General features: G+C 71.5%; 10 protein-coding genes. 1 reads left to right on the plus strand and 9 read right to left on the minus strand.

The window, feature by feature from the left end:
* On the plus strand, positions 1 to 1,375 hold a 1,375-nt coding region (locus AOK09_RS29920), incomplete at its 5' end, for an aldehyde dehydrogenase family protein (protein ID WP_055590364.1).
* Between the two features lie 109 nt (positions 1,376 to 1,484).
* On the opposite strand, the gene AOK09_RS29925 is transcribed toward AOK09_RS29920, so the two are convergent.
* The 9 genes from AOK09_RS29925 to AOK09_RS29960 all read right to left on the minus strand — a co-directional run bounded on the left by AOK09_RS29925 (position 1,485) and on the right by AOK09_RS29960 (position 12,300).
* Positions 1,485 to 2,219 (minus strand): L,D-transpeptidase family protein, encoded by a 735-nt coding sequence (locus AOK09_RS29925; protein ID WP_055590365.1) that lies wholly within the window; start codon positions 2,217 to 2,219, stop codon positions 1,485 to 1,487.
* 74 nt (positions 2,220 to 2,293) lie between these two features.
* A complete protein-coding gene (locus tag AOK09_RS29930; protein ID WP_055590366.1) occupies positions 2,294 to 4,801 on the minus strand; it encodes an ATP-dependent Clp protease ATP-binding subunit in 2,508 nt (835 codons plus the stop codon).
* A 383-nt stretch (positions 4,802 to 5,184) separates the two neighbouring features.
* Positions 5,185 to 5,535, minus strand: coding sequence for a histone-like nucleoid-structuring protein Lsr2 (locus AOK09_RS29935; RefSeq protein WP_055590367.1), 351 nt, complete (start codon positions 5,533 to 5,535; stop codon positions 5,185 to 5,187).
* Positions 5,536 to 5,695: 160 nt separating this feature from the next.
* The gene (locus tag AOK09_RS29940; protein WP_055590368.1) at positions 5,696 to 6,199 is read right to left on the minus strand and encodes an amino-acid N-acetyltransferase; all 504 of its coding nucleotides are present in this window, start codon (positions 6,197 to 6,199) and stop codon (positions 5,696 to 5,698) included.
* A gap of 9 nt (positions 6,200 to 6,208) precedes the next feature.
* On the minus strand, positions 6,209 to 6,631 hold the full coding sequence (locus AOK09_RS29945) for a BlaI/MecI/CopY family transcriptional regulator (protein ID WP_055590369.1): 423 nt from the start codon (positions 6,629 to 6,631) through the stop codon (positions 6,209 to 6,211).
* Positions 6,632 to 6,844: 213 nt separating this feature from the next.
* A complete protein-coding gene (locus AOK09_RS40940; protein ID WP_169797079.1) occupies positions 6,845 to 7,003 on the minus strand; it encodes a hypothetical protein in 159 nt (52 codons plus the stop codon).
* A 5-nt stretch (positions 7,004 to 7,008) separates the two neighbouring features.
* On the minus strand, positions 7,009 to 8,532 hold the full coding sequence (lysX, locus tag AOK09_RS29950; protein ID WP_079063546.1) for a bifunctional lysylphosphatidylglycerol synthetase/lysine--tRNA ligase LysX: 1,524 nt from the start codon (positions 8,530 to 8,532) through the stop codon (positions 7,009 to 7,011).
* 66 nt (positions 8,533 to 8,598) lie between these two features.
* A complete protein-coding gene (locus AOK09_RS29955) occupies positions 8,599 to 10,365 on the minus strand; it encodes an LPXTG cell wall anchor domain-containing protein (RefSeq protein ID WP_055590370.1) in 1,767 nt (588 codons plus the stop codon).
* Positions 10,366 to 10,632: 267 nt separating this feature from the next.
* Positions 10,633 to 12,300 (minus strand): LPXTG cell wall anchor domain-containing protein, encoded by a 1,668-nt coding sequence (locus tag AOK09_RS29960; RefSeq protein ID WP_079063547.1) that lies wholly within the window; start codon positions 12,298 to 12,300, stop codon positions 10,633 to 10,635.
* Positions 12,301 to 12,490: the final 190 nt, after the last annotated feature.

The raw sequence follows: 12,490 nt of genomic DNA on the forward strand, positions 1-12,490 counted from the left end.
CGGCATCGAGGCGGCCGAGGCCGCCGTCTCCTTCGCCATCACCGAGCACCGCGCCTGGGGCCGGGTCCCGCTGGACGAGCGCCGGGCGCGCGTCGCCGCCGCCGTGGAGGCCCTGGCCGGTGAACGCGACCTGCTGGCCCTGCTGCTGGTCTGGGAGATCGGCAAGCCCTGGCGGCTGGCCTGCGCCGACGTCGACCGGGCACTGGACGGAGTGCGCTGGTACCTGGCGGAGATCGAGCGGCAGCTCGCCCACGGCACTCCGGCGGAACGCCGGCCGCTGCCCGGCCCCGTCTCCAACATCGCCAGCTGGAACTACCCGATGAGCGTCCAGGTGCACGCCGAACTGGTCCAGCTGCTGGCCGGCAACGCGGTGGTGGCCAAGACGCCCTCGCAGGGCGGCTTCCACTGCCTCACCCTGGCCCATGCCCTGATGCGCCGCGCCGGACTGCCCGTCACCCTGCTCTCCGGCGCGGGCGGCAGCATCGCCGACGCGCTGATCCGCTCCCCCGGGCTCGGCGCCCTGGCCTTCGTCGGCGGACGGACCAACGGCCGCCGGGCCGCCACCGCACTGGCCGATCTGAACCGCCGTCACTTCCTGGAGCAGGAGGGGCTCAACACCTGGGGCATCTGGGACTTCTCCCAGTGGGAGACGCTCACCACCCATCTGCGCAAGGGCTTCGAGTACGCCAAGCAGCGCTGCACCGCCTACCCCAGGTACGTGGTGCAGCGCTCGCTCTTCCCGGCCTTCCTGGAGACCTATCTCGCGGTGGTGCGGGAGGTCCGTTTCGGGCATCCGCTCGCCGTCGCCGACCCCGGGGACCCGCTGCCGGAGCTGGACTTCGGCCCGGTGATCCATGCGGCGAAGGCCCGGGAGCTGACGGCCCAGTTCGAGGAGGCGGTACGCGGCCGGGCCGTGCCGCTGCACCGCGGCTCGCTCTGCGACGGCGCCTTCCCGCCCGGCCTGGACACCTCCGCGTACATCGCCCCGGCCTGCGTCCTGGAACCGCCGGCCAACTGGTCGCTGCACCACTCGGAACCCTTCGGCCCGCTGGACTCCGTGGTGCTGGTGGACACCGAGTCCGAGCTGCTGGCGGCGATGAACGCGGGCAACGGCTCGCTGGTCGCCAGCCTCGCCACCGACGACGAGGACTTCGCCGCCAGGGTCACCCCCGACATCCTGGCCTTCAAGATCGGCGTCAACCGGCCGCGCAGCCGCGGTGACCGCGAGGAGGTCTTCGGCGGCCTCGGCGCCTCCTGGAAGGGGGCCTTCGTCGGCGGGGACCTGCTGGTGCAGGCGGTCACCCACGGCCCCGAGGGGGCCGAGGAGAAGCTCTACGGCAACTTCCCCGGCTACTCGCTCTATCCGCCCCGATGAGCCGTACGGCGACCGTGCCCGCCGGGCCCGGGCCGGGGCCCTGGCCGCCCCGGCCCGCCCCGAGGCGGCCGGGTGCTGCGGTCCGGACCGGGTGAGGTCCGGTGCGGCCTCAGGCCGCGAGCGTGCTGCGGGGACCCATCACCACGACGGGGTGCTGGGCCGGGTCCAGGGTGCGCAGCAAGGTCTGCATGGCCTGCCGGGGCAGGGTGACGCAGGCGGACGAGCCGAAGCCCGGGTCCAGGTGGAGCCAGATGCCGCCCCCGGCCTGCTCGCCCTGGGGGCGGCGGGGGTCCAGGGGCGAGCTGCCGGGCACCCGGTTGTAGTCGATGGCGATCACATAGTCGAAGTCATGGCGGTGCGTGGGCCCCCAGGACGCCGGCGGGGTGAAGGCCGGGTCGTGGTGGTACGGCAGCTTGGCGCCCGGGTCCGGCAGGACACCGCCGGCGTCATGGATGGTGAAGACCCCGACCGGGCTCCGGGTGTCGCCCACCTGGTGCCGGGGCGTCCAGCCGCGCCTGCCGTTGTGCGAGGCCCAGGCGGCCTCCGCGGTCCAGAGCCCGCCCTGCCTGCGGTACAGCACCACCCGGCCGGTGGCGGAGGCGCTGCCGTCCCCGTAGGCCACCACGACCTGGCGGGCGTTGCCGGGGATCCTGGCCAGCCAGTCGGCTCCCAGTCCGGCGATCCGGTCGTTCGGCCCGGGCGCCGCGGCCGCCGTGTGCGTCGCGGTCGTGGAGGGCGCCGTCGTACGCGCGGCCGGGCCGGGGGCGCCTCCCGCGCCCCCGCAGGCGGTGAGCGCCGCCCCGAGGAGCAGGACCGCGGTCAGGCGTCGCGCGCTGCGCATCATCCCGGATGGCCTCCCCTGTCATGGCGGAGCCGCCCCGGACGGTGTCCGGGGCGGCTCCGTACGTGCGTCTCAGCCTACTTGGTGAGGTCCGGGCCGGCGGCGGTGACCGGAGGCACATCGGCCACCGGCACCTTCTCCTCGCCGCGGAAGGTGAACTTGGCTTCCTTGCCCTCGCCCTCGGTGTCGACCACCACGATGTGACCGGGGCGCAGCTCACCGAAGAGGATCTTCTCGGAGAGGACGTCCTCGATCTCACGCTGGATGGTGCGGCGCAGCGGGCGGGCACCCAGGATCGGGTCGTAGCCCTTCTTGGCCAGCAGCTTCTTGGCCTCGGTACCGAGCTCGATGCCCATGTCCCGGTCCTTGAGCCGCTCGTCCACCCGGGCGATCATGAGGTCGACGATCTGGATGATGTCGTCCTCGGACAGCTGGTGGAAGACCACGATGTCGTCGACACGGTTGAGGAACTCGGGGCGGAAGTGCTGCTTGAGCTCCTCGCCGACCTTGGCCTTCATCCGCTCGTACCCGGTCTGGATGTCGCCCTGGGCGGCGAAGCCCAGGTTGAAGCCCTTGGAGATGTCCCGGGTGCCGAGGTTGGTGGTCATGATGATGACCGTGTTCTTGAAGTCCACGACCCGGCCCTGGGAGTCGGTCAGGCGACCGTCCTCCAGGATCTGCAGCAGCGAGTTGAAGATGTCCGGGTGGGCCTTCTCGACCTCGTCGAAGAGGACGACCGAGAACGGCTTGCGGCGCACCTTCTCCGTCAGCTGGCCGCCCTCCTCGTAGCCCACGTATCCGGGCGGGGAGCCGAACAGCCGCGAGACGGTGTGCTTCTCGCTGAACTCGGACATGTCGAGCTGGATCAGCGCGTCCTCGTCACCGAAGAGGAACTCGGCGAGCGTCTTGGACAGCTCGGTCTTACCGACGCCCGAGGGGCCGGCGAAGATGAAGGAGCCGCCGGGGCGCTTGGGGTCCTTGAGGCCGGCCCGCGTACGGCGGATGGCCTGGGACAGCGCCTTGATGGCGTCCTTCTGCCCGATGACGCGCTTGTGGAGCTCGTCCTCCATGCGCAGCAGCCGGGAGGACTCCTCCTCGGTGAGCTTGAAGACCGGGATGCCGGTCGCGGTCGCCAGGACCTCCGCGATCAGCTCCTCGTCGACCTCGGCGACGACGTCCATGTCGCCGGCCTTCCACTCCTTCTCCCGCTTGGCCTTGGCCTGCAGGAGCTGCTTCTCCTTGTCGCGGAGCGAGGCGGCCTTCTCGAAGTCCTGCGCGTCGATCGCGGACTCCTTCTCCCGGCGCACGTCGGCGATCTTCTCGTCGAACTCGCGCAGGTCCGGCGGCGCGGTCATGCGGCGGATGCGCATCCGCGAGCCGGCCTCGTCGATGAGGTCGATCGCCTTGTCGGGGAGGAAGCGGTCCGAGATGTAGCGGTCGGCCAGCGTGGCGGCGGCGACCAGGGCGGCGTCGGTGATGGACACCCGGTGGTGCGCCTCGTACCGGTCGCGCAGGCCCTTCAGGATCTCGATGGTGTGCGGCAGCGACGGCTCCGCGACCTGGATGGGCTGGAAGCGGCGCTCGAGGGCGGCGTCCTTCTCCAGGTGCTTGCGGTACTCGTCGAGCGTGGTGGCACCGATGGTCTGCAGCTCGCCGCGGGCCAGCATGGGCTTGAGGATGCTGGCGGCGTCGATGGCACCCTCGGCGGCGCCGGCGCCGACCAGGGTGTGCAGCTCGTCGATGAACAGGATGATGTCGCCGCGGGTGCGGATCTCCTTGAGCACCTTCTTCAGGCGCTCCTCGAAGTCACCGCGGTAGCGGGAACCGGCGACCAGCGCGCCCAGGTCGAGGGTGTAGAGCTGCTTGTCCTTCAGCGTCTCCGGGACCTCGCCCTTGACGATGGCCTGCGCCAGGCCCTCGACGACGGCGGTCTTGCCGACACCGGGCTCACCGATGAGCACCGGGTTGTTCTTGGTGCGGCGGGACAGCACCTGCATGACCCGCTCGATCTCCTTCTCGCGCCCGATGACCGGGTCGAGCTTGGCCTCGCGTGCGGCCTGCGTGAGGTTGCGGCCGAACTGGTCGAGGACCAGGGAGGTCGAGGGCGTGCCCTCGGCCGGGCCGCCGGCGGTGGCGGTCTCCTTGCCCTGGTAGCCGGAGAGCAGCTGGATGACCTGCTGCCGCACCCGGTTGAGGTCGGCGCCGAGCTTCACCAGGACCTGGGCGGCGACGCCCTCGCCCTCCCGGATCAGGCCGAGCAGGATGTGCTCGGTGCCGATGTAGTTGTGGCCGAGCTGCAGGGCCTCCCTCAGGGAGAGCTCCAGCACCTTCTTGGCACGGGGGGTGAAGGGAATGTGGCCGGACGGGGCCTGCTGGCCCTGGCCGATGATCTCCTCCACCTGCTGGCGGACCGCCTCGAGCGAAATCCCGAGGCTCTCCAGGGCCTTCGCAGCGACACCCTCACCCTCGTGGATCAGGCCCAGGAGGATGTGCTCAGTACCGATGTAGTTGTGGTTGAGCATCCGGGCTTCTTCCTGAGCCAGGACGACAACCCGCCGCGCGCGGTCGGTGAACCTCTCGAACATCGTTATCGCTCCTCAGAGCGGTCGGGCAGTTAGGGGTCGGTCCCCTCCCTGTCCTTCCGCATGCTAGTCCCGCCCAGCGGGACAGCTCACTTCAACTGTCGACACCCGTCGCGACGCGTTCCCCCGCGACAGCAGACAACAGTCCCAACCCGATGCTGCGAGACGATGTTCCCGCAGGCCAGCCGGATCCACCTGATACCGCTACGCCCATGGCGAACGCGACCGCCGACACACGGCTTGCGGCAGTGCGGTGGACCATCCCGTCGTCACCTCTGTCATACCCGCTGTGACGGCCGTTCCATCCGATTCGACCGGTCTGCCCGGGGGCGGAGTCGCCTCCGCCCCCGTATGGCTGCGGATGTGTCCGCGCGGCGCCGCCGCGATCAGGCGTGGGCCTTCTCGTAGGCGACCCGGACGTCCCCGGGGACGCGCCCGCGGTCATTGACGGTGAAGCCGTTCTCCTTGGCCCAGGCGCGGATCTTCGCGGTGTCCTGGCCGGCCGCCGGGCGGGCGGTGGCGGCGGCCGCGCGGCCGCGCCCGCGGGCGGCGGTCAGCCGTCCGCTCTGCTTGCGTCCCTTGTCGACAAAGGGGGCGAGCACCTCACGCAACTTGTCGGCGTTCGCGCTCTTCAGGTCGATCTCGTAGGCAACTCCATCGAGAGCGAACGTGACCGTCTCGTCCGCCTCTCCACCGTCGAGATCGTCGACAAGAAGAACCTGCACCTTCTGCGCCACGGGCTTCCCTTTCCACTAAACGACGGATTGCCTTGGGGAAAGGAAACCGCCTTTCTCCGGAAAACACAAACCCCCGGTGCGAAGTCGGTCGGCGGACTGCCGTCCGGAGCGCGGGCCATACCAGTGGAACCGTCACAGGGCCAGAGCGGTCCCGCTTCCTTCACAGAAGCAACAGCATGCGGGAGTTGCCGAGCGTGTTCGGCTTCACACGTTCGAGATCCAGGAACTCGGCGACGCCCTCGTCGTAGGAACGCAGCAGCTCTTCGTAGACATCGCCCTCGACCGGCGCCTCGCCGATCTCCACGAAGCCGTGTTTCGCGAAGAAGTCCACCTCGAACGTCAGACAGAAAATACGACGCACGCCCAGCCAGCGGGCGGTCTGCAGCAGCTTGTCCAGCAGCAGATGCCCGACTCCCCGGCCCAGGCATGACGGGTCCACGGCAAGAGAACGCACCTCGGCGAGGTCCTCCCACATCACATGGAGAGCCCCGCAGGCCACCACCTCGCCGTCACTGTCCCGTTCGGCGACCCAGAACTCCTGCACGGACTCGAAGAGCGTCACCGTCGGTTTGTCGAGCAGAATCCGCTCGCGCACATAGCCGTCGATGAGCCGGCGCACGGCCCGCACGTCGCTTGTCCGCGCCCGGCGGATCGTGACCTCCATGAGAAGACGCTATCGTGCCGCGCCGTCCGCCGGACTTCCCTCCCCCGTCTCACCCGGGGGCACCGCCTCACCATGGGGAGCCGCGACCCGCAATGCGTCGCGCAGCGCTTCCTGCTGCTCGGGCGACATCATCCCGAAGAAGTGCACCAGTGCGGCGGCCGGGTTGTCGCTCGTCGCCCAGGCGTCGTTCATCAACGCTGCGGTGTACGCCTCACGGGACGAGACCGGTTCATATCGGTAGGCGCGTCCTTCGCGTTCCCGGCGCAGCCATCCCTTCTGGAACAGCTTGTCCATCACTGTCATCACGGTGGTGTACGCGATCTCGCGTTCCCGGTGCAGATCCGCCAGCACCTCGCGGACGGTGACCGGGCGGTTCCACTGCCACACCCGGGTCATGACCTCGTTCTCGAGCTCACCGAGTTGCCGCACCATCCGGAGCACCTCCCTCGGCCGAGTCGGCAGCGCCCCCACGGTAGGCGGCGAAGCGGACAAATTCACCTTAGTCGGGAATTGCGGCGTGGCGCAGGAGCCGTACGGACCGCCCGGCGGCCCCCAAAGACCGCGAGGCCGCCACCGCGGTGCGGTGACGGCCTCGGCACATGGTGTGCGGGGGTGCCGGGCGGGCCCGGGAGCCGGTACGGCCGGCTACTCCGCGGCGTCGCCGCGCCCGGCGGCCAGCGCCTCCGCGTAGGCGTCCTCCTTGGCCTTCTGGGCGCCGCCCTGGCTGCGGATGATCGCCCTGATGACGAACGAGAATCCGACCGCCATCACCAGCGGGGGAACGATCGCGCTGACGTAGTCCACTGCCGTCACACTCCTTCGGGCTTGACCAGGGGGAAGAGCACCGTCTCCCGGATGTTCTTTCCGGTGAGCAGCATGATGAGCCGGTCCACACCCAGGCCCATGCCGCCGGTGGGCGGCATGGCGTACTCCAGGGCGCGCAGGAAGTCCTCGTCCAGCTGCATGGCCTCCACGTCGCCGCCCGCCGCCAGCAGCGACTGCGCGGTGAGCCGGGCGCGCTGCTCGACGGGGTCGATCAGCTCCGAATAGGCGGTGGCGAGCTCGGTGCCGAAGATCACCAGGTCCCACTTCTCGGCGACCCCGGGGAGGCTGCGGTGCTGCCGGGTGAGCGGGGAGACCTCCACCGGGTAGTCCTTGATGAAGGTCGGGGCGACCGCGTTCTCCTCCAGCAGCCGCTCGACCATCTCCAGCACGATCTGGCCGTGGCCCCACTTCTGCTCGTAGGGCACACCGGCCGCGTCCGCCAGCTTGCGCAGCTGCTCCACGGTGGTCTCCGGGGTGACCTCCTCGCCGAGGCGCTCGGAGATGCCGCCGTAGACCGTCACCTCGCTCCAGGGCTCGGCGAGGTCGATCTCCTGCTCCTTGCCGTGGGCGTCGACGCCACGGACCACGGTGGTGCCCAGGGCGTCCTGGGCGGCGTTGAGGATGATCGCCCGGGTCAGCTCGGCCTGGGTGCCGTAGTCGCCGTACGCCTCGTAGGACTCCAGCGCGGTGAACTCCGGGTTGTGGGTCGCGTCGGCGCCCTCGTTGCGGAAGTTCCGGTTGATCTCGAAGACCTTCTCGGCGCCGCCGACCACCAGCCGCTTGAGGTACAGCTCGGTGGCGATGCGCAGATAGAGGTCGATGTCGTAGGCGTTGATGTGGGTGACGAAGGGCCGTGCGTTGGCGCCGCCGTGGATCGGCTGCAGCATCGGCGTCTCGACCTCGATGTAGCCGCGGTCCTCGTAGGTGCGGCGGATCGAGCGGATCACCCGGGAACGCAGCTGGAGCAGCTCGCGCGCCTCGGGGTTGACGATCAGGTCCACATAGCGCTGGCGGACCCGGGCCTCCGGGTCGGTGAGGCCCTTGTGCTTGTCCGGCAGCGGGCGCAGGCACTTGGCGGTGAGCTCCCAGCGATCCACCATCACCGACAGCTCGCCGCGGCGGGAGGTGATCACCTCGCCCTCGACGCCCACATGGTCGCCGAGGTCGATGTCGCGCTTCCAGTCGGCGAGCCGCTCCTCGCCCAGCTTGTCCAGCGACAGCATGACCTGGAGGTCCGCGGTGCCGTCCCGGAGGGTGGCGAAGCAGAGTTTGCCGCCGGTGCGGCTGAGCACCACCCGGCCGGTCACGCCCACCCGGACACCGGTGGCGGTGTCGGGGGCGAGGTCGGGGTGCTCGGCCCGCAGGTCCGCGATGGTGGTCGTACGCGGGAAGCCGACCGGGTAGGGGTCGACGCCGGCTGCGCGGAGCCGGTCCAGCTTCTCGCGCCTGACCCGCATCTGCTCGGGAAGGTCGTCCGGGGCGGCGGGGGCGGAGGTCTGCTCTGTCACCCCACAAGGGTATCGATGGCCGGAGGGTGCGACGCGACGGGAGTCCGCCGCGCCGCACCGAGGCCGTCAGGCCCGGCGCCGCCGGACCGCGAGGACCACTGCCGCACCCGCGACCACGGCCACCGCTCCCGCGCCGGCCAGCAGTCCGGTCCCGGAGGAGCCGGTCGCCGCGAGGGAGCCGCCGGAGACGGAGCCGCCGGCCGAGCCGCCCGTGGCGGGGGCGGTGGGGGACGGGCTCCCGGCGGAGGTGCCGCCGGTGGTCTGCGGAGCCGGGGTGCTGCCGCCCGTGGAGCCGACCGGAACCGTCGAACCGCCCGCGGCGGCCTCGGCGGTGATCCGGATCCACGCCATGTCGTTGGCCTCGTTGCTGTCGACCGACAGCGCCATGACCGCGAACAGGCCGCTTGCGCGGTGCAGCGTCCGCTTGGGCTTCACGGTGAACTCCAGCTGCCGGGAGGCGCCGCTCGCGAGCTTGCCCCCCACCCAGCACAGATACGACGGGGCGCCCTGGGCGCGGGTCCGCGCGCTGCGCAGCTGCTCGCGCAGCCGGCCGGTGAAACGCTGGGCCATGGCTCCGGCCCCGGCCGGGACGGTGAAGTCCGGCTCCGGGGTGCAATACCGCGGCGCCTGCTGGACCTCGACCCCGGCGGGCAGGCCGACCAGCGCCAGCGCGGAGACGCTGGCGGGCACCTCCCCGGAGGGCGGCTGGAAGCCGCCGGTGCCGAACGGCTGCGCCGCGGCCGTGCCGACGTTGCGCACGGTGAGGCCGAGTGCCAGCGGCTTGCCCACGGTGCCGGAGACGCTGACCGGGGAGACCGCCAGGTCGGTCCGCAGGCCGGTGTCGAGGGTGGTGGTGGCGGTGTTGTCGCTGAAGTCGATGTCCTTGACGGCCGCGCGGGTTCCGGGCACGGGTGACAGCGTCAGCTCCGGGCCGGTGCCGGGGGTGCCGCCGGTGACGCGGCTGCCGTCGATCTGGCCGCCGGCGACGTCGAAGGCGTACGCGAGGAAGCCGGTGGCGGCGTCCTTGGCGGCGCTGACCGTCAGCGGTGCGCTGAGCTGGAAGGTGGCGCCGACGGGAAGGGTGGTGCTGTCGAAGCGGCAGAGCACGGCGGTCCCGCCGACGGACTCGGCGCCGCCCACCCCGTAGCGGCAGTTGCGGTAGTTGCCGCTCAGCCGGAAGCCGTTCTCCAGCTCGGCGATCATCACCAGGCCCTTGGCGTCCTGGTCGCCGATGTTGGCCACCTGGGCGGGGACGGTGACACTGCCTCCGGGGACGATCTTGGTCTCGGTGGGCAGCTGCCGGACGGCGAGGTCGGGGCCGGATGCCACGGTGACCTGGGTGGCGGACGGGTCGAGCGGGTCCGTCTCCAGGGTGGCGTCGTCGGCGGTGGCCGTGTAGTGGATGGCGCCGTGTGCGCCTGCCGTCGCGCCCTGGGCGGCACGGATGCCGAGCCGGAAGTCCGTCTTGCTGGCGGCCTTGGCCGCGGTGCAGGAGGCGCGAAGGTGTGCCGCGTCGGTGAAGGAGCAGCCCGCGGGAAGCTGGAGCTCGGCCTTGCCGGCCAGGGCGCTCGCGTCGACCGTGGCCACCAGGTTGCTCAGCGGCAGTCCCTCGTCGTCGGTGACGCTCACCACGAGCGGCTTGAAGGCGTCCCCGGTCGCCGCCGTACGCGGCAGCACCGTGACGGCCTCCGGGATCTCGAGGTACATGTACTTGTGGCGGCCCTCGGCGTGGGCCGGGGCCGCGCTCAGCACGCCTGCGGCGAGGAGTGCGAGGGCCGCGGCGGCGGCCGGGGCGACGGACCTGACGATCCGTCGGGTGGGCTGGTGTCCCATGGAATCCTCTACAGCGGAGGAGTGAGGTTCAGAAGGACGGATCCAACCAGCCCCGCTCCCGCGCCCGCACCCGCACAAGGGGCGAATGGGACCATGCCGTGGAGTTGTTGCGAAATTGTTGTGCACTCCCACTGACCATGGTCGATTTCAGCCGATGTGGCCCTTGACCGGCAGCCGGTGCACCGGACGGCCCGCGGCGCCCTGATCACCCGGGCCCGGCCTGCCGGAGCGGCGCGACGGAAGTCCGCCGCGCCGCCCCGGGAACCGTCAGGCGCGGCGCCGCCGGACGGCGAGGACCACACCGGCCCCCGCCACCACGGCCACCGCTCCGGCGCCGGCCAGCAGCCCGGTGCCCGAGGAGCCGGTCGCGGCCAGCGAACCGTCGGAGGCCGAGCCGTCGCCGGCGGTCGAGGTCCCGGCGGAGGTGCCGCCGGTGCTCTGCGGGGCGGGGTCGTTGCCGCCGGCGGCCGTGCCCGTCGAGCCGGTGGAGCCGGTGGAGCCGCCCGTGGATCCTCCCGCGGTGCCGCCGCCGGTCGAGCCCGCAGCGGCGGGGGCGTTCACCGTGATCACCGAGCGGTTGTTGGCGGTGTGCGGGTCGTACGGCATCGGGCCGCCGTCAGGGCCGGAGGTGAGGAAGGACACCGCACCCGTGGCGCCCGGCACCACCTTGTCGATCCGCAGCTTGAACGGCAGCGGGACGCGCTCGCCCTGGTTGACCACCATGGCGGTGCTGCACCGGTAGAGCGGGGCGCCCGAGGTGCCCTCGAAGGTGCCGCCGTCCGCGGTACGTGCCGAGCAGCGGTCGGGGACGCCGACCACGGTGGTCCCCTCCGGCACCCTGACCTGCAGGGTGGCGATGGACTCACCGGCCCGCAGGGACGCGACCCAGGCCGGCCCGTGGTTGACGACGGCCAGGTCGGCCTCGACCGTGGTGCCGGCCGCGCCGTGCACGCGGGCGCCCACGGCCTCGAAGTCCGCGGTGTTGCGGACGGTGAAGTCGGTGGAGGCATCGTTGTCGGACTGGTCCAGGTCGGCCCCGGCACGCGGTGCCGCGCCCCGCTTCACCAGGCGCAGGGTCCGTCCGTGACCGGGCTTGAGGCCCTTGTCGGCCTGCAGCGCGGCGGTGCCGGGCTGGACGGCGAACTCGAATCCCTCGTAGAGGGCGAACGGCGCCACCTTGAGCCGCACCGGCGCGTCCAGGGTGTAGTCGGCCCCGGGCGCGAAGCTTCCGTCGATGCGGCACACCGCGACCGCGATGGTGGCGTCCCGCTCGTCGCTGTAGGAGCAGTTGTCGTAGCTGTCCAGGAACGGTACGCCCCGGCTGGTGTACAGGGTCAGGGTGACCCCGTCGGCAGCCTCGTTGCCCCGGTTGCTGAAGGACGGCTGCTGGTTCAGCACCATGCCCGGCGTGGCGTTCCTGACCGCCGGCAGCTGGGCGGCGACCAGGTCCGGCCCGGAGCCGACGGTGATCTGGGTCGTGGCGGGGTAGGCGGTCATGCCGCCCGCCTGGCCGGTGAACCGCACCGTCCCGTGGTCGCCGGTCTTCGCCCCGGGGGCGGCCTTGAGCCCGAGGTCGAGCCGGGTGCCGCCGGCACCGACCAGGGCGACGCCGACGGCGCAGACGGCGGTGGCACCGGTGGCCTTGCACTGCTTGGGCCAGACCACGGTGGCGACACCGCTCAGACCGCTGATGTCGACCGTGATGCTCCCGCTGGTGACGGTGTTCGCCGCCAGGTCGTGGGAGAGGCCGAAGTCCAGGGTCCGGGAGAGCGCGTTGCCCTGGGCGTCCGCGACCGGGACGGTGAGCTGGTACGGGGCGTAGAGCCACAGCTGGTCGGCGGCGTGCGCCGGGCCCGCGGTCATGGCGACCGCCGCGGCGGCGGTCGCACCGGCGATGCCCAGACGGCCGAGCCGGCGGAGCAGTACGGAAGTCAATGGTCCCCCTCGGGATATGGATCGCGGGAGACCCTAGGGAGCGCTCACAGGCCGGTCCAGTTCATTGTTCGGCCACAAACCGCACACGGGACCCACAAGGCACCCAAAGCGGCGCGGCCTGTTACCGAAGTGTTGTCTCCGTCGCAGGTGGGGTCATGCGTACGGCCCCCCGCGCCGCTTTGGGTGCCTT

Source organism: Peterkaempfera griseoplana (assembly GCF_001418575.1).
GTDB classification, from domain to species: Bacteria; Actinomycetota; Actinomycetes; order Streptomycetales; family Streptomycetaceae; genus Peterkaempfera; species Peterkaempfera griseoplana.

Bases quoted from the DNA above. Each gene is read 5' to 3' on its own strand.
- AOK09_RS29945 (WP_055590369.1), bottom strand. From the start codon at position 6,631: ATGGTGCGGCAACTCGGTGAGCTCGAGAACGAGGTCATGACCCGGGTG.
- AOK09_RS29955 (WP_055590370.1), bottom strand. From the start codon at position 10,365: ATGGGACACCAGCCCACCCGACGGATCGTCAGGTCCGTCGCCCCGGCC.
- AOK09_RS29930 (WP_055590366.1), bottom strand. From the start codon at position 4,801: ATGTTCGAGAGGTTCACCGACCGCGCGCGGCGGGTTGTCGTCCTGGCT.
- AOK09_RS29940 (WP_055590368.1), bottom strand. From the start codon at position 6,199: ATGGAGGTCACGATCCGCCGGGCGCGGACAAGCGACGTGCGGGCCGTG.
- AOK09_RS29925 (WP_055590365.1), bottom strand. From the start codon at position 2,219: ATGATGCGCAGCGCGCGACGCCTGACCGCGGTCCTGCTCCTCGGGGCG.